Here is an 18,824-nt window from a genome sequence, read left to right as displayed (position 1 = left end):
TTGTCAGATTCGCAAGCTATATTTCACAAACTCTTTAAGTCAATTTCACGATTTTCACGCTGTTTGACATAGAGCCAAAGTTTTCGGCCTTTACTATTTTTTGTTACATGAGTGTCATTTTGAAAAGTTATGATTTTAGAATTTACGCAACCAAACAGTGTCGATTTGATGATTAGCTTGCTTATGCAATACCAAGTCAGCTCGTTCACGCGTCGGTAAAATATAGTCATTTAAATTGGGCAGATTAACTTCTTGCCAAACTTTCGTGGCAGAAGCAACAGCTTCAATGGTTGGTAGTTTCGTATACGCTGCAAAAAAGTTGTTGTCATCGCCCGCTGCAACGGCAGATGCCAGCAGCGCTTTAAAACGATCAATGTACCATTCTTCAATCAAATCTGTATCAGCATCGACATAGATTGATAAATCAAAAAAATCCGAAATATATACTGGTGTCTCAGCAGATGCCTGCAATGTATTAATCCCTTCAATAATAAAAATATCTGGATTTTCGAAAGTATCATATTCACCGACCAAAACATCAGATTGGTCGTGTGAATATTTTGGTGATTTTACTGGCGACCTACCCTCTTTTAAATCATTCATAAAAGACAACAGTGCCGTCATATTATAAGATTCTGGAAATCCTTTACGATCAAAAACACCTTTTTTGCGCAAAGTTTCGTTTGCCAGTAAAAAACCATCCGTTGTTGTCAGTGCAATTTGTTTCTTTGGAAAAGCAACTTGTAATAAGTATTGTAGTAAGCGCGCCGTGGTTGATTTTCCAACAGCAACAGACCCAGCGATGCCAATAATAAAAGGTCCTGGTGCCGCTGGACGCCCTAGAAAATTAGCGCGTTCATTAATATCACGATGATATTGATCATAGCGCAACTTAATATAACTCACTAAAGGTCCATAAATATCAAAAACATCATCTACTGCTATCTGATCATTATAAGCCTTAATGTTTTGTAGTATTTGCGGGGTCATTTGCAAACTGTCAGGTGCAACATATTTACTTGCTAATTGTTGCCAATCTTTTTTATTAAAAACAGCAAAGTTTAAAGGTGCTGTTGCCATGGCGGTTACCTCTTCTCGTATAAGTCAGTTGCCACACCAGCCAATAGTGGTGTTAGTTTTTCTACTGCAAAAACTGTTAATTGATGCATTGCACGTGATGCAATCGTATAAACCAACTGACGTTCATCATCACCATGGTAAACATTAGCCGATGCATCCCACATAATGACCGCATCAAATTCCAAGCCCTTGGCTAAGTAAGCCGGTACGATAATTGTTCCTGACACCAAGCGTTGATTTTCAGTTCTAATCACCGTCACATTGACCTGATCACGTAAAGCTTCATACGCAATTTTTGCATCGTCCAATGTTTTTGTAATGATTGCTGTTGTCTCTTTTGCAGCGACATTAGCAGCTAATTGTTGGACTGTGCCTGCAACCATATGATCTACCGAGTCAACAACTGATACGACCGGTAAATCACCTTCACGTTCAAAGGCATCAATTTGAGCACCTTGCAACAAAATATCTTTAGAAAAGTCCGTGATTTGCTGCGTTGAACGATATGTTTGTGTTAGCTCGATATATTCTGATTTTTTAGGATCAAACAATTGACCTAATTCATCTTGCAAACTAACCGCATTTTCTTTGGTAAAAATAGCTTGATTCAAATCACCCAACATTGTAAAACGAGCCTTCGGAAAACTAAACTTTAAGAAAGCTAATTGGAACGGTGTATAATCCTGAATTTCGTCAATAAAGACAAAGCGAATTTCACGTTCACCACGGCTCCCTTTTATTAAATCAAAGAGCATCATATAAGGCGTCATATCTGCCATCGGCAATGCACCTTGCCGCATCTTATCAACGGTTTGCTGAATACTTGTTTGCCAATCTGCATGCGTGATTTGATATGCCGACATATCGATAAAGTTGGGCATTGACTTCAAAAAGTGCACGAACTGTTCATTAATATTAATGAAATGATTCCGATTAACACCCCGAATAATTGGTGTAAATGACTTCATCACAATTTGCTTCGCAATAAACTTATATTCTGCTTCATCTGATTCGAATTCACGTGGATTATCACGTAACATCGTGTCATATTGTTCTTTACTTAAGTTCTGTACTTCGGCTTCAACCCAATCAGCGTGTACCTCATTACCAGCTTTACCTTGTAAAATATTCATCAACTGCTCTTTAGTTGCTTGTAGTCGGTTACCTAAATTATAGTTTTCATTAAATGAATAGTAAATTTCGGCGATACGCTTTTTGCTAATCAGCTCTTTACCTCTAAATTTCACTGCTCGTAGCTTAATATATTGCTTGTTGAGCTTTTGGGCATAACGTTGCATGGCCTCAAAGTAAACACTTGTTCCCTTTAAGTCAATAATATTTTTTTCGACGCCGGCCGGTTGTGATTCGAAACGTTCTTGCAATGTTTCTAATTGTAACTTTGGTAACCGACGTGATGCATACTGATAAAATGTCATTTGCACCATATTTTGTTCCCCTAATTCAGGCAACACTTGGTCAATATAATCATTAAACAATTGATTTGGTGAAAATAGTACCACTTGTCCTGATGTTAAATGACCCCGATAACGGTACAACAAGTACGCCACGCGTTGCAAGACTGCTGACGTTTTTCCAGAACCAGCGGCACCCTGCACAAATAACAAATCAGCTGCTGTGTTACGGATAATTTTGTTTTGTTCTTTTTGAATCGTTGTCACGATTGATTTCATTTTAGTCGTTGACTCACCAGAAACGGCATTTAATAGCATTTGATCACCGACCGCTTCGTCCGTATCAAAAATGGTCACAACCGCACCATCTGCAATTTGGAATTGACGCTTTAATGAAACTTCAGCATCTTGCTTACCATCCGGTGTGTCATAAGTCACATGACCTAAGCCACCATCATAGTAAATAGAAGAAATTGGCGCACGCCAGTCGTAAATCAAAAAGTTATCAGGTCCATCAGAAAATGATGCCAGACCAATATAAATTTGATCCACTTTCTCTGTGCCTTTTTCTTGGACATCAATTCGCGCAAAATAAGGACGCTCCTGTAGCCGATCTAAAACAACTGCTTGATGCTCAGCCGAGTTCATTGCTAGCTCACGTTCTTGTAACATTTGCTGTTGTTGACGTACCGACATCGCTGTTTCAAACAAACTACCATATGTTGATGACTTGAAACGAACATCTTTCCAGCCAGCGTCAACATCCGCTTTTTTAGTAGCAGCACTTGCCTGTTGCAATTGATTTTCCGCTTTAGCATCCTGAATTTTTTCCAATACAAGATCTAAGCGTTTTTGTTCTGCCTCATACGGCGTCATGGCAACTTCCCCCAATAAAATTAGTGATTCTATGTTACACCACTTTCGGCTGATTAGCCAGTTATTTATTAAATCATCGTGTGACACATTGCTTTAAACCTGATTATAACAATAAAGACCTGCAATCTACTGAATAAATATCAATAAATTACAAGTCTTTAAAATTCCGCTAAACCCTTAGTCCAGTTCTATGCGATTTTTATACAAATTATTTTTCTTCGATTTCCAAAGGTGTTTCGTCTTCGTCAATTTGTGCAGCATCAGGTGCATCTGCTGAACCATCTTGACTACCAATGTATGCTAAACGTACTTTGTCGTAAACTTCATCATAAATTGCTTTATGCTCAGGTTCTTCCAACCAACGAATAACATTGACCTTTCCTTGACCAATCTTTTCACCTTGGTATGAGAACCATGAACCAGATTTAATAATGATATCTTTATCAGCGGCTAGGTCGATCATCTCACCTGTCTTTGAAATTCCTTTACCGAAAAGAATTTCAACTTCGACTTCACGGAATGGTGCTGCAACCTTATTCTTCACAACTTTGATACGTGTTAGATTACCAACTGACTTAACATTATCACCATCGGCTTTAGTTGCATCAATACCACCTTTACGACGAACATCTAAACGAACTGATGAATAGAACTTCAAGGCACGTCCACCTGGCGTGGTTTCAGGATTACCAAACATCACCCCGATTTTTTCACGCAATTGGTTAATAAAGATTGTTGTTGTCCCTGTCTTTAGGATTGCACCTGACATCTTACGCAATGCTTGTGACATCATACGTGCTTGTAGCCCCACTGATGTATCCCCAATTTCACCATCAATTTCAGCCTTAGGTGTCAAAGCAGCAACGGAATCGACAACGATCATATCAATGGCTCCTGACGCAATCAAAGCATCTGCAATAGCCAATCCTTGTTCACCAGTATCAGGTTGTGATAATAGTAATTCGTCAACATCCACACCTAATGCCTTAGCATAGGTCACGTCCATTGCATTTTCTGCATCAATATAAGCAACAATCCCACCATTTTTTTGCGCTTCCGCAACTGCATGAAGTGCCAAAGTTGTCTTACCAGATGATTCAGGTCCGTATATTTCAATAACACGTCCCTTAGGATAACCACCAATCCCTAAAGCAACATCTAACTTTAATGAACCAGTCGGCGTTGATTCAACCTTCGTAAACTTACTGTCACCAAGCTTCATAACTGATCCCTTACCAAAAGACTTTTCAATCTTCTTTAGGGCGTCATCTAATGCATTTTGACGCTCCTTTGGATCAGTAATTTTACCCTCTAATTTTTTATTTGGATTAATATTTTTCCCTGTCGCCATGTATCTAGGCCTCCGTTTATTAGTTTTAACTTAACGCATTTATAGTATAAACTAATCAATGCATTTCTTCAATATTTAACCATTCATTGGCATAATTTGTGTTAATAATGTTGCTAACCAATCAAATCCGGCTGCAACACTCGCTTCACGTACTGTTTGCCGATCACCTTGGAAGTGGTATTTTTGTGCCAACGTAGCCCCGGTTGGTGTTGCGATACCAATATAGACGGTCCCTGCTGGGTGATTTTCTAACGCATCAGGTCCAGCCACGCCTGTAAAACTAATTGCCCAGTCTGTATTTAATTTAGTTTTAGCGCCCATCGCCATAGTTTTGGCGACCTGACTAGACACAACGCCGTAGTTATCAATCATGTTTTGGGGGACATCCACTAATTGCGTTTTTGCAGCAGCTGCATAAGTTACAAAAGCACCTGGTAACACCGCTGAAATCCCACTTACTTGTGCTAAAGTAGCTGAAAACAAACCCGCCGTAAGCGATTCTGCTGAAGTAATTGTTTGGCGTTTTGCGATTAATGTTTGACCAACTAATTGTTGTTGCATAACTCAATCTCCTTTCTACAAATAAAGAAGCGTAACGGGGCAAAAATGTCTTTTATTAGTATAGAACAAAAATGAGGTTAAGACGAACAAAAGCCTTAACCTCAATATTATTTTAAATAATTGTTACTTAAATCCATCTGAGAATACTTCACGGTTCTTGTAGAAGTAATCAACCCCTGAATAGATAGTTGCAGTCAAAGCAATCCACATCATAATCATTGCAAATGGAATATTAATTGCGGCAAAAATCATATCATGCAACAAGAAGAAAGAAATTGAAATCATTTGTGACATCGTTTTAATCTTCCCCGGCATCGCAGCTGCCATGACCTTACCGTTATTTTCAACGATTAATGTTCGTAAACCAGTAATCGCTAATTCACGAATAACGATAATTGCAACCATCCAAGCTGGTACCCAACCTAGTGCTACAAAGTAAATCAATGCTGTCATAACCAACAACTTGTCAGCCAAAGGATCAGCAAATTTACCAAAGTTCGTTACTAAATGATACTTACGAGCAATCTTACCATCAGCCAGGTCAGTTAATGATGCCCCAATAAAGATAATTGCCCCAATTAGATGTGTGACTGGTAACGTTGCGCCAGCAAATGTTAACGTACCCCAATCAAGTGGCAAAGACAATAACAACATAAACACTGGAATCAAGATGATGCGAAATACAGTCAGTTTATTTGGTAAATTCATTTTTTATTTACTCCTATGTTTTAGCGTGTGAAACTCATGCCCAAACGCCATACGCTGGCATTTTGTGATTGCAAATCAACTTTTTGGTTGTTCAATGATACTTCGGTCGCCAAAGCATTACCAATTGACACAACAACTCCAGTTGCAGTTTGTGGAATCTCAACTTCTTGGGTATCGTTATTTTCAACCGTACCGTTCCAAATAACCTTACCAGTTGCATCACTAACTTGCATCCATGATGACCCATCAACAGCCTTTAATTGCATTTTGACTGCCTTATTTGGCACTTTAACAGAACCATAATTAACCGCAGCGCCGTTAACCTCTCCATTACCTAAGTCGACCTTATCTGCTTTAGCAGACTTCTTTTCAGATGATGACTTTGAGGCAGCCGTTTTTGATGAACCAGCATCAGATTTAACAGAACTTGCGGTTGTCTTCGAAGCGTTGGTTGCTGACTTTTCAACGACCTGTGACGTTGTAACAGAAACCGTTGACTGTTCTCTAGACTCTTCTTTAGCAGATCCTGCAAATGAAGACACCACTGCCCAAATAATTGCAATAATCGCAACGACGACAACACTGATAATGATTTTAGGCATCATACTACGTGTCTTATCTGCTACTGTTTCCTCGGGTTGGTGCATCCCCGTACGTGTCACGTTATCAGCATCAACACGTGCTGCACTTAAATCAGGTTCCGCCGGTGTTTCTGATTCATTTTCATATTTTTTCATAAAAGCAACTGCATCTAACCCCACAGCTGCTGCATATTGTCGCACAAATGCACGTTCATAAAAAGCACCTGGTAGTTGATCAAATTGACCACTCTCAATCGCTGCTAAATAACGTTTTTGAATTTTTGTTGATTGTTGAATATCATCTAGTGATAAACCTTTATCAAGACGAGCCTGCTGGAGCTCCTGTCCAATGGTGGTATTGCGTTCCTCATTCATAAATATTTCACCCTAACTTTTTAAATTTAGCATAATAATTATAATTGCATTCTTATTCATTTTAACATAATTCTATCATGTCCGAACGAATGATTATACTTGCAATAGAACTAGCCGGTATTGTTTTTAAAATCGCTAACATATCAGCAAAATTCAAAGCTTGTACTGTCGCAATTTCGTCTTGTAACGTTGCTTCGTCAAATGTTTGTCCTTCAAAACGAATCGCAATTTCTTCAAGCTCATTTAATTTGTTAATTAACCGACTTAACATGCCATTTTTCACTAATTCAAAACTAGTCTGTAATTTATCGACTTCACTTACTAAACCTGTTAATACCGCTGAAACTTTTTCAACCACCTCTTCTGGTTCAGCAGTTTCTGCCACGATTGTCACATAAGCAAATTGACGTTCCGCATCAAATTCAGCACTGAAATTATCATCAATTAGGCCATCATTATACCATGTCATATAAGTTGGTGAAAAATCACCAAAAACCAAATCAATCGCCAAACTACCAACAATAGCCATTTTTAATATATCACGCCGTGCTAGGGTGTTAAAATCTAACTCCCAACGTTGGCCCAAAACAACTTTATTACGAGACACTGGTAATGCAACTTCCAAAGTATCCGTTACGATAGGTTGTCGTTTAGGGGTTATTTTGGTCACAGTTTGTTGACTTTTACGCTGTCCAGCTGGTGTTTGTTTAATAAACGCTAACATTTTTTGTTCATCAAAAGCACCCGTTATGACAACATCCATATTTTGTGGTTGATAAAAGGCTTCAAAAGCAAGGTTTAGCTGTTCAGGTGTAATTTGGTGAACGGACGCCGCTGTTCCGGCAATATCTGCTCCCAATGGATCATTTGGGTAGAGACGACTTAAAATCATGCGATAGATACGTGAGTTAATATCATCTTCATACATATCGATCTCTTGCGTAATAATCTCTTGTTCGCGTTGTACTGATGGTAAATCAAAATAAGGCTCTTGTGTAAAGGTTAATAATTCCTGTAGCGGTGCCCAATTGTCAACTCCTGTTGAAACATAGTAACTTGTTCGCGAGTGGGTTGTAAATGCATTCGCCATTGCACCAAGTTCGCTCAATCGGGTAAAGGCATCATGATCTGGTTGGGCAAACAAACGATGTTCCACAAAATGGGCAATGCCTGCTGGTTGTGTCACCAGTTGATCATTTTGTACAAATGAATTATCACGTGCACCATAATCAACACCCACCACACCAACAATTTGATGAAATTCTGGTCGCGGTAATAAATGAACACGCAACCCATTATCTAACGTCATATGATGCTCAGTTGGTAAAAAATTATGTGTTTTATTGCTCATCTGCTATCCCTCCAACCATCTCATAGTGTAGCTGCCATGTTGCTTTTTGTGCAAAATCACGAATTTGTGTTGCAGTGACAGCATCAATACGACGCAAATAATCATCATCACTCATGATACGCTGCAACAGTTGTTGATTATATACCCGGTCAGCTAAATATAATGGTTGGTCTAGTGTCATTGTATAAGTATTTTTAATTAGCTCTTTCGCAATTGTTAATTCTTCAGCGGGAACTAAGACTTGTTGTAACCGTTGTAACTCCGCATTAACTTTTTTGACCGTCAAACTCAAATTGGCCTGATCAACCCCTGCTTCAACTAATAATAAATCAGTGTAAGGATTATAATCTGACGAAATACCATAAACTAGCCCTGATTTTTCACGGACGTTTAGTAACAAACGTGAATTAGCTAAACTACCAAAAATACCATTAAAGACGGTTGCAATAAAATATTCATCAGCTGCCGCAGGTAAGGCGTATCCTAATACAAGGCGTGCTTGCACCACATCATCAACCACTTTAATTTGATTAACTCGTGGTAACAATGGTTGATGATAATATGCTGATAACGCATTATCACGTGCAGTAAACTTCATCATTTGTGCAAGCTGTGTCACTTGCACTTGATCAACATCCCCCACAACCACAATATCAATACGATCTTTGGCAACACTCTCTTGCCAAATTTGCCAAGCTGTTTGTGCAGTGACATTTGCTAATCCTTTAGCGCTACCAAATGCTGGCGTTGCCTGAATACTGGGCCCATAATAAGTGTCTAACGCTTGGCGCAGAGCATAGAATGGTTTATCTTCTTTCAACCCCGCAATTTCATCCAAAGCAACTTCTTTTTGGCGATCAAAAATAACCGGCGTAAAGCCTTCATCGAAATTCCCCATTGGTGCGTTAATCACTTCATTCAAAAAATCAAAGCCTTCATTTAATAATGATTTACCAGTAGTCACAAAACTATCATGTACTAAATTAAGCTGTAATCTAATTGTATGTAATTGGCCAATTTTAAATACCTCAACACCAAACGCAGCGCCCATCATTTCATTTAGTACTTGGGTTAATTTGGTTTGTGAATCATATTTTTTTGAGGCGGTTTCAAGCATATTACCTGCAAGCACGCGTTCATTTAGTGTTTTTTTATTTAATTGTTGCGTAAAATTAACCGCAATATGGGTAGTTGCAAATTGTTGTGTTGGCAACACATGTACAAATACCCCTTGTTGAATTTCTTTTGTAAACACAAAGGTACCTACTCTAATGAAAACACCTTATTTGTATTTTCGCTTTCATTTAAATTATCTACTGCTATATAAGCAATCGATTTTAAGTATAAACTTACGTACAATGAGTTACCAGCTTTTATATACCCGATTTTTAAAAAACTTATTGATTTCAAGCTATTAAAAAACGCCATTAAGGTTAAAAACCTGATGGCGTTTTATTACTAACAATTTATTTGTTCATGACTATGAAAAAATAGCTGACAAAATTAGAATGACAATTAATCCAACAACTGAAATTAATGTTTCTAATACAGTCCAAATTTTCAAAGTTTGTGGTACATCCAAATCAAAGAATTCCTTAAACATCCAGAAACCAGCGTCGTTAACGTGCGAGATACCAACTGAACCAGCACCAATTGCCAAAACAACAAAGGCCGGATTAACAGCTGTTTGACTTGCAACTAATGGTGCGACAATTCCTGCTGTTGTCAAACCAGCAACGGTTGCTGATCCGACTGAAACACGCAAAATCAAAGCAATCAACCAAGCAAAGATAATTGGTGAAAGTGACGTGTGTGAAAAGGCAGCTGCGATAGCATCAGAAATACCACCTGCAGTTAAGATACCCTTAAATGCGGCACCACCTGCAATAACCATCAATAGGTTAGCAATTGACTTTAGGGCATTCCCCATTGAATCACCAACTTCACCCATGGTCCGACCTTGCTTGGGTCCCATTGACCAAATAGCAAACGCCATTGCAATAACCATGGCAATTACTGGATTGCCAAACATCGCCACAATTCGGTCAAGCGTTGATGGATCAGCTATGTAACCACTTTGTGCAGCATGAGTCATGGCTTGCCATGCTTCATCCCCGATTTCACCAGAATATACTTGCTTACCACCATTTATCGTTAATGTATAAATCGTTGAAATAAGCATAAAGAATACAGGCATCAACGATGTTAGGATAGCCATACCAAATGATGGTGTCTCTTCTAATCTAAAGCTTTTAACTTCACCAATTGCATCTAGCTTCTTAGTAATTTTAAAGGCTTTTGGCTCAACTTTTTGAATAAACCGTGTAAACAATGGTCCTGCAACTAGCATTGCGACAATTGCAACAACAATACCATACATCAAGACAATACCAATGTTGGCACCCAAAATGTTGGTAACAGCTGTTGGCGATGGCTGCGGTGGCAAAAATCCTTGAGCAGCTGACAAAGCTGCCGCCATTGGAATACCTAGATAAAGCAATGGTACTCCTGCCTCAAGGGCAATCGTAAATACAATCGGAATCAAAACAACCAGACCAACTTCAAACAATAACGAAATTCCAATAATAAACGATGCACCAGCAACAGCCCATTGCAGACGTTTCTTACCAAACTTTTCAATTAAGGTCGTGGCAATCCGGTATGATCCACCAGAATCAGATACCAAACGACCAATCATTGATCCAAAACCAAAGACAATAATCAGTTCACCCATTGTACCGCCGATACCATCCTTTAAGGCATCAGCAATACCGGCTGGGTTCATCCCCAAACCAAGTGCGACTAAAATTGATGTAATAATTAATGCTACGAAGGTATTCACATTTAATTTCAGGATGAAAAATAGCAAAACGGCAATCCCTAATACCAAAATCAAAAATGGCCAAATATTAAAGCCATTCATTAACCATTGATATAGGCCTGTCGCCTTGTCAGTTGTCAATCCTGTTAGCATGGTAAACATATATACTAACCTCAACAATCAAAAAATTTTTTCGCCAACATGACATTTGTAAGCGATTGCTCAACCAGATTATTGTACACCTTTTCACGAACTAAACACAACCGACAAAATAAAAATGACCATTCATTTCATAGAATAGTCATTTTTTCTTCACATTTATTGGTATTAGCGGAACCCGCCGCCACCAGAACCACCACCAAAACTACCGCCACCGCCGGCACTGGTTGAACCACCGCCACCGGAAGAGCGCATTTGTGTTGCAACCGTATTGCTAAAATGATTAATCATCACAAATGGATGCATTGAACCATAATAGTAGACACTATCTTGTTGATAACTAGGATAAACTTGAGCCAATTGATCAGCAACTTCTTCCAAGATGCCAAAAGCTGCGGCAGCAATCATTAATTCATCCCACAAACCAACCTCTTGTGGTGTCCGTTCATCCAACAAGGTAAATTCTTGTAAGTAATTCTTTAAACGTGCCAAGTTTTGTTCAACTTCTTCCCCAGCCGGTTTCATTTGGAAATCAACCAGCCACGATGCCATTTTATTGGCACGATCACGTTTACGATCGCCTGTTTTAGTACGCTTCGTTTTTTTAGCATAGATTAAATCATGACTTTCCCCATATTCACGACTATATTTTGTGTAAACCTTAGTTAATTGACGATGTCTTTTACTATTACCATTCAAATACTTTGCCAAAGCCTTTTGTGTGATAACACCATCAGTAGCTGCTTCAGTCAGTATTTTATAAAAATTTTTAATTGGTGCAGGCGCATCATCAGTTAACGACTTATTGGTCAATATAAATTGTGCACGATTTTTACCACGTTTATTAGGTTCATCTTGCATCACAATTTGACCATCCTTGAGCAGTTGCAATAATGCGACTGTTAAAAAATTGTCTAGTACTGCTGTTGAGGCTAACAGTGAATTAAAGAAAATATACGTGTTGTAAATACTATTTGTTGGTATGTCACGGTAATATTCTTGCTTCGTTTGCTTTTGTAACGTTGCCATCTTTGGGTAGTATTTACGATAGGTGCGGTAACTATTAAAGATACAGAACATGATACCAAAGAAGCCAATACCAATAATCGCCATGACAATATAAGCAATTCTGGCACCCTTATCATTGCTAATGGTCTCGCCATTTTTGTAATCATGGTAGTCATAATCACTTCCCTTAAAAGCTTCCTTCATATAGGAATCAAAACTACGATTTGTTTTATACGCAGTCTGATAAGTATGCTTAGGAATCTGCACAATCATCTTCACAAAATCGTCTTTAGTCGTTGCCGTCGTACTTTGCATCGTCGCTTGGCCGTTCTTAAAAGCAGTTTTCCCCTCAAAACCAAATGCCCAAATACCATAACCATTATCAACTGAAAGTGGATGATTTGGATCGCTGACTGTTACTTTCATATTATCCGGTGAAATATCAACATCTTCATTTAAAAACTGCCAGGCAATCATCTGCTTAGTTTTAGTTTGTTCGACAAAATTCGATATTTTATATTGAATGGTATAACGATGGGTGCCATACTTGGTAATTCCCCAATTCAATTCATTACCATTTTGACCATAACGATAGGCTTTTTGCTGTCTGTCAGCGTCGGTATCCCACGTATTTACTCGTTTAAAGGTACGACCATCCATACTCACCTGATAATCAGACAACTGTTGTGGCCCTACTAACTCAATCGTCTTATATATTTCGCTACCTTCATCAGCAGTGACTGACCAATTTTCAGTAAACGTTGCTGTTCCTTGATCATCCAGAGCAACGTTAATAGTCATATTATTAACATTCTGATCAGCCGCTACCTTCGGAAGAAACACTAAGAAAAATACCATCAACGAGAGAATGCCCGTCAAAATACCATATTTTTTTAGTTTTTTTAATCCCATTGTGGCATTTCCTGCTTTCCATCAGTATTCTTAAAGTACGTTTCCTTCGTGAATCCCATTGGTCCAGCAATTAAAAAGTTAGGGAAAATTTGAACGGCCCGATTAAGCTTAGTTACAGTATCGTTGTAAACCATTCGTGATAAACGAACTTTATTCTCAAATTCATCAACGGCTGTCATGGTTTGTTGGTACACACCGCTAGCTTTTAAATCAGGATATTGTTCAGCCAATGCATTCACAACCCCTAAAACATTAGCAAACTGTTGCTGATCATCATCAATATCTGCAACCGATGCCTGATCTGTCACCTTTGTGCGTGCATTCACAATTTTTTCTAACGTTTCTTGTTCATATGATTGATGCTTTTGCGTTGCCTGCATTAGGTTAGTCACCGCATCCCAACGACTTTCTACTTGTGCCGCAATCTGCCCCATTGCATTATGCACATTTTCTCGTAACTTAATTAAATTGTTATAAATTGCAATCAACCAACCAACGATTACCGCAACAACAATAATAATAATAATCCATACCATTTAAATTCCCCCTTTATTTACCCAAACATCACAATAATATTGTCATCACTTAACCTTCTATTCCTCATAAAGCATTCGTATAAACTATTATAACATCTCTTGCATAAGAGACTTTTTTACTAGCTTATTGTGTAAACCAACTGTAAATTTTATGAGCATCCTGCAGTGGTAAATAACGAACTTCGAGTACAGTTTCGACGTCCCCATTACGCACTCTAATCATTAAATGCGCTAGCGTTGTACGTCGCATAAAAATACTTTGCTTAATCTGACAAGATTGGACATTTTTCTTTGGGAGATAATAAGTTTTTTTACCAAAAAAATGACCAATTTGAATTCGTAACATATCTTGCTGTAAAATGCCTACCCCGGTTGTATGACCAGCGTAGCTACCTAAAGCCCAAGCTAGTGGTAGTAAAACTAAAGAACCTAAGCCATATGGCCACCACAAAATACAGATAATCACGCTAATCACTAATGCTGGTAACCCAACATTACGGATCATTGCCCATTTACCACGGTGACTAGCCTGTAACCATTCTGTTGGCTTATCATGGCCTACGGCTAGCCATTTGATGAAATGCTGTGCAATGTCGTATGATGCCTTATTTTGTACAACTGGTATAACAACCACATCACCACTTTTTTCATTATCAGAGGCATTGGCAGCAACTAATGCTTGAACTGTCGTTAAGTGTAATAGCTGTCGTAACCAAGATTGTACAAAAACAATACTTTGAATTCTATTCAAACGAACAGTCACCCGATCAGTTTGAAATAACCCTTTTTGTGTCGTTAATTGCTCGCCCTGTGTTGTAATTTCAAAGTGATAGTATCGTTGCACAATAAAAAAATATGAAGCAAGGATTGCTAGTAGCAGCAACACCAGAATATCCAAAAAAATTACCTGATTCGTTCGTTGGCCAAAACTTTCAAAAATTTTATCCATAAAGCCATCTGGTAGCATTTCCTCTAACCGATTATAAACAACACTAAGTCCCAATAAAATGGGCACGATACTAAAAGATGTTAAAGCATATAAATTCAAGTCATGCCATTTAATTTGATAGCGTTGCTTCTTATTTTTTTCCTGCCCTTGTGACACGGTCTCATCATTATCAACCGTTTTTTCAGTCGTCATTACATGACTTGCAGCATTTTGTTTCAATTTTTCTAATTGATCAACTTCGGCTATGCTAATGACTGGTAAATTAGCCTCTGCACGATTATTAGTTTGTGCAGACGTTTCAATTTTTAAACTCACTAAACCTAAAGGCTTCATGAAAAACCATTGTTTTGTTTGAAAAGTTTGAATCTTAGGGTAAGTTAAATGTGATTGCCGTTTATTAATTAAGCCCCGCTTAATCACAAGTTCGTGTTCATCAAATGTATAAGTAAATGTTGCGTAACGAATCACTTCGATGATTAGTTCTAAACATACCGCTAACAAAAGCCACCACCATAAACGATTAGCGATTCCCAAAACCAACAATATCCACCACTCTTTGACAGCCTGCGTTAAAAATACAACAATTGCTGCTGGATGTAAATATTTCGGCTTAGCTGTCATAAACATCCTCCTCTTTTGCGAGGTCCATAATTTTTGTTTTTAAACTGGTTGCTGTTTGATGGTCAACCCCACCAATTTCATGAACCGCCGTTGCAGTATGAATCTTAACCGACTGTAATTTTTTAAATTGCAATAATGGCCCTGCAGATAGGGTAACATCTTGAATTCGTAAAATTGGCACGGCCGTCGTCTTCCGAACAAAAAAGCCCGTTGTCACTTCAACATCATGATCTGAAATCTGGTAACGCCAAAATTGATAGCGATACGAAATCAAAATAAACTCCGCAATTGAAAAAATAATAAAAATTGCGGCAATAATTGCGACAATCCACATTGGCCACTTTAAAAAATAAAAGCCGCATAACATGCCAACTATAATAATCATTTCAATTAATAAATTCAATGACGCTTGCAAACGCCATACTGATTTAATACTTTCAGGTAACTGCTGTCCCATTAATCAATACCTACTCCCTTTTTAACTAGTTATACAATATCATGGTCGTTTTTTTATGACAAATAAATATCATTAATTAACATTATTAAAAAAGACTGTTTAGCTGAATCAAAATGACTAGCTTCACAGACTTTACGTGTTTATCAATTTATTATTTTTACCTTAGGGTATCAATCAAATTTTTAAGAGCCGCCTGACGCGCTGGTAAAATACCAAAAACAATTCCAACAGCCGAAGAAATACCGACTGATAACAAAAATGAACCTAAGGTAACCGTTGCTTTAAATGGGGATAGTGTCGATATCATGTTAACCAATCCCCAACCGAATAGAAATCCGATCAAACCGCCACTTAGCGTTAACATTACTCCCTCAAGTAAAAATTGTCGTGTTATATTCCAAGGCTTTGCTCCCATAGCTAAGCGAATACCAATCTCTTGTGTTCGCTCTGATACTGAAATATACATCATATTCATAACACCAATACCTGCAATAAATAAAGAAATAGCAGCAATAGCACTAATGAAGTAAGTTAACGCGTTAAACATTATTTTAATTTGACGTAATTCCTTACCAATGTTGATAAAGGTATAATTACCATCATGTTTACTTTGACCATGCTTTTTTAAAAATGATGTAATCTTTTTAGCAACGGTCTGAACATCACGATGCTTTTTAAAAATGATACGTAGTGAATCCCCTTTTTGTGCCCCATCTGAAGCTGTGAACACGGTTTTAGGCAAAATAACATTAACCTCACTATCCAAAAAATTGCCTTGTCGGTGATCAAATGTACCTACTATTTCATATGTTTGATGTGAAATTTCAATACTAGTACCGATTGCATGCTGACCGTTACCATAATCCTTTTGAGCAAGATGTTTACTGATTAAAGCAACAGGACGACCATTTGCATTATCTTTATTTGTAATATTGTGACCATTTACAATGTCATATTTAGTAGAATGCCCCTTAACTAATCCGACACTAAAAAGTTTATTTCGGTTACCTAGATTGCCATACAGGTTAATTCCTGAACTCATATCAGAATGATCAATTTTCACTTTCTGAATATCTTTAGCAAAATGACTTTTAATCAAATTAATGTCAACATCATTAAAGCCCTGTTTCCCCATACTAACGCCATCGTTTTGATGAAAATCAATCTGAGCAGTCATGTTACCATCAGCCGTAAAATGAAACTGTGATAACATTTTATTTTTAATGCCATTACCTAATGACATAATTGTAATAACAGCACTCACACCAATTACGATACCGACCATTGTTAACAGACTACGTTTAGGATTAGTTTTTAGCGATTGCCATGCAGTCTTAACTAATTCAAAAAAAATCATAGTTATACCACCTTTTCATCAGAAATAATCCGCCCATCTAAAATTTGAATTAAGCGCGTTGCTTGACGACAAACTTTTTCATCATGTGTGACCATAATAATTGTTGTATTTCGTTGTTTGTTTAATTGTTTAAAAAGAGCGATTATTTCAGCAGAAGTTTGACTATCTAGGGCACCGGTCGGCTCGTCAGCAATTAAAAATTGCGGATGAGTAATAATTGCTCGTGCTATTGATACTCGCTGCTGCTGCCCACCAGAAAGATTCTTGGGTAATTCTTTTTCAAGGCCTGGCAACCCGACCTGTTGTAAAACCTCTGTAACTCGTTTTTTTATGTTAGTTCGTTTTTCACCAGCGTATAAAAGCGGTAGTCCAACATTCTCTTGGACCGTTAAGTTATTAATTAATTTAAAGTTTTGAAATACAAAACCGACGTTACTATTCCTTAATTTAGAAAATTGTGACCGTTTATAATCATGAATCGGTAAATCATTATAAAAATAATTGCCCTCGAATTGATCATCTAAAAAACCGATAATATTAATTAACGTAGATTTTCCCGAACCTGATTGACCCATGATGGCGACTAATTCACCTTCAGAAATATTTAAATTAATATCATGCAAAATATGCACCGCAGACTTTCCCTGTTGATATGATTTATTAATTGCCTCTAGTTTAATCATCTACACTAACCTTACTGCCATCTCGCAAGCTTTTATCCGGATTTACAATAACTGATTGCCCTGCACGAAGGCCTTTTTCAACTTTAAAGTGGCTATTCTCGGTCTTACCAATAATCGCCTTAAATGACACAACATGTTTTTTATTTACGACATAAACACCCTGTTTTTTAACACATGTTGTTGGTATTGATAGCCCTGCCTGCTCAACCGATGCACGTGCCGTTTGACCATTCATAAAATGATTATGAATTGGCGCCGTAAACTCATATTTCGCATCGTTAGCTTTGCTGGTTGCTGCTGGTTCATTTGATATAAAATTAATTTTTGTAGCAATACTTTCTTTAGAAGCTAACGCCGTAACTTTCAAATTCGCATTTAATTGTAATTTATCATAATCGTATTCAGATACATTTGCTTTAAAAATTAAATCATCCCCATAAATCGTAATGCTTGGTGTACCCATCTTTGTATAATCAATAGCAACTGTCCCCGCAAAAGGTGCAATCGCTGTCCCGTTTACTTTAGACTGTCCCCGTTGTAATTTCGTTTGTAGATTGGTTAATTCATCATTCGCATCATTATAACTAGCTTGTACCTCAGAAAGCCTCGCTTGGTCATCTTGACCCTTTACCAAATCTAGCTGTCGTTTAGGCTCCGTCACTTTACGCTGCTGTTGTGCTATTTCTTGATTAAGATCGTCCATGTTATTTTGACTCACTTGACTGTATGTTGTTGCCAAAGCTTGACCTGCATCGACATGTGCGCCGTTATCAACTAAAATTTGTTGTACTTTTCCCTGTGGCAGTGTCGCAACTTGCGTACGCGTTGCTTTAATTTTTCCAGTAACAATAAAAGGTGATATTTTTGTGACTTTTGTGATTTTATAGCCTTTTTCATCGCTTTTCGTATTTTTTGAACTTGTTAAACTAAATATTGTAATAATTAATATTAAACCAATAATTGTGCCACTCAGAATTTTCTTTTTGTGTTTTATCTTTTTCATTTAAACCGAAAGCCTCCCTTTAA

Annotated in this window: 16 protein-coding genes; all 16 read right to left on the bottom strand. The window is 37.7% G+C overall.

Going from position 1 to position 18,824, the window contains the following annotated elements:
* Positions 1 to 135: 135 nt before the first annotated feature.
* On the bottom strand, positions 136 to 1,080 hold the full coding sequence (gene coaA / locus FFM61_RS06410) for a type I pantothenate kinase (RefSeq protein ID WP_074427662.1): 945 nt from the start codon (positions 1,078 to 1,080) through the stop codon (positions 136 to 138).
* Between the two features lie 5 nt (positions 1,081 to 1,085).
* Positions 1,086 to 3,368 (bottom strand): RNA polymerase recycling motor HelD, encoded by a 2,283-nt coding sequence (helD, locus tag FFM61_RS06405; RefSeq protein WP_074427663.1) that lies wholly within the window; start codon positions 3,366 to 3,368, stop codon positions 1,086 to 1,088.
* Between the two features lie 208 nt (positions 3,369 to 3,576).
* Complete coding sequence (gene recA, locus FFM61_RS06400; protein ID WP_074427664.1) at positions 3,577 to 4,719, bottom strand: recombinase RecA; 1,143 nt, start codon at positions 4,717 to 4,719, stop codon at positions 3,577 to 3,579.
* A gap of 75 nt (positions 4,720 to 4,794) precedes the next feature.
* On the bottom strand, positions 4,795 to 5,280 hold the full coding sequence (locus tag FFM61_RS06395; RefSeq protein ID WP_074427665.1) for a nicotinamide-nucleotide amidohydrolase family protein: 486 nt from the start codon (positions 5,278 to 5,280) through the stop codon (positions 4,795 to 4,797).
* A gap of 123 nt (positions 5,281 to 5,403) precedes the next feature.
* Positions 5,404 to 5,988: a CDP-diacylglycerol--glycerol-3-phosphate 3-phosphatidyltransferase gene (gene pgsA / locus FFM61_RS06390; RefSeq protein WP_074427666.1), complete on the bottom strand. Its 585-nt coding sequence runs from the start codon at positions 5,986 to 5,988 to the stop codon at positions 5,404 to 5,406.
* 20 nt (positions 5,989 to 6,008) lie between these two features.
* Positions 6,009 to 6,944: a helix-turn-helix domain-containing protein gene (locus FFM61_RS06385; RefSeq protein WP_074427667.1), complete on the bottom strand. Its 936-nt coding sequence runs from the start codon at positions 6,942 to 6,944 to the stop codon at positions 6,009 to 6,011.
* A 61-nt stretch (positions 6,945 to 7,005) separates the two neighbouring features.
* Positions 7,006 to 8,295 carry an EF-P 5-aminopentanol modification-associated protein YfmH gene (yfmH, locus tag FFM61_RS06380; RefSeq protein WP_083194507.1) on the bottom strand — a complete coding sequence of 430 codons (1,290 nt, stop codon included), beginning with the start codon at positions 8,293 to 8,295 and terminating at the stop codon, positions 7,006 to 7,008.
* Positions 8,285 to 9,550, bottom strand: a complete 1,266-nt coding sequence (gene yfmF, locus FFM61_RS06375) for an EF-P 5-aminopentanol modification-associated protein YfmF (RefSeq protein WP_074427668.1) — start codon at positions 9,548 to 9,550, stop codon at positions 8,285 to 8,287. Before yfmF ends, yfmH begins: the two co-directional genes overlap by 11 nt.
* Positions 9,551 to 9,775: 225 nt before the next feature.
* Positions 9,776 to 11,278: a gluconate:H+ symporter gene (locus tag FFM61_RS06370; protein ID WP_074427669.1), complete on the bottom strand. Its 1,503-nt coding sequence runs from the start codon at positions 11,276 to 11,278 to the stop codon at positions 9,776 to 9,778.
* A 165-nt stretch (positions 11,279 to 11,443) separates the two neighbouring features.
* A complete protein-coding gene (locus FFM61_RS06365; RefSeq protein WP_074427670.1) occupies positions 11,444 to 13,195 on the bottom strand; it encodes a DUF2207 family protein in 1,752 nt (583 codons plus the stop codon).
* Complete coding sequence (locus FFM61_RS06360) at positions 13,186 to 13,731, bottom strand: LemA family protein (protein WP_074427671.1); 546 nt, start codon at positions 13,729 to 13,731, stop codon at positions 13,186 to 13,188. Before FFM61_RS06360 ends, FFM61_RS06365 begins: the two co-directional genes overlap by 10 nt.
* 124 nt (positions 13,732 to 13,855) lie before the next feature.
* Positions 13,856 to 15,301 carry a PH domain-containing protein gene (locus tag FFM61_RS06355; protein WP_074427672.1) on the bottom strand — a complete coding sequence of 482 codons (1,446 nt, stop codon included), beginning with the start codon at positions 15,299 to 15,301 and terminating at the stop codon, positions 13,856 to 13,858.
* Positions 15,291 to 15,758: a PH domain-containing protein gene (locus tag FFM61_RS06350; protein WP_074427673.1), complete on the bottom strand. Its 468-nt coding sequence runs from the start codon at positions 15,756 to 15,758 to the stop codon at positions 15,291 to 15,293. Before FFM61_RS06350 ends, FFM61_RS06355 begins: the two co-directional genes overlap by 11 nt.
* Before the next feature lie 157 nt (positions 15,759 to 15,915).
* The gene (locus tag FFM61_RS06345; protein ID WP_074427674.1) at positions 15,916 to 17,115 is read right to left on the bottom strand and encodes an ABC transporter permease; all 1,200 of its coding nucleotides are present in this window, start codon (positions 17,113 to 17,115) and stop codon (positions 15,916 to 15,918) included.
* A gap of 2 nt (positions 17,116 to 17,117) precedes the next feature.
* Complete coding sequence (locus tag FFM61_RS06340) at positions 17,118 to 17,798, bottom strand: ABC transporter ATP-binding protein (protein WP_074427675.1); 681 nt, start codon at positions 17,796 to 17,798, stop codon at positions 17,118 to 17,120.
* Positions 17,791 to 18,801 carry an efflux RND transporter periplasmic adaptor subunit gene (locus FFM61_RS06335; protein ID WP_074427676.1) on the bottom strand — a complete coding sequence of 337 codons (1,011 nt, stop codon included), beginning with the start codon at positions 18,799 to 18,801 and terminating at the stop codon, positions 17,791 to 17,793. The genes FFM61_RS06340 and FFM61_RS06335 overlap by 8 nt, the downstream gene beginning before the upstream one ends.
* Between the last annotated feature and the right edge of the window lie 23 nt (positions 18,802 to 18,824).

The sequence above is a fragment of the Weissella hellenica genome, from assembly GCF_005405545.1.
GTDB classification, from domain to species: Bacteria; Bacillota; Bacilli; order Lactobacillales; family Lactobacillaceae; genus Weissella; species Weissella hellenica.
This window is presented reverse-complemented; position numbering and strand designations above follow the sequence as displayed.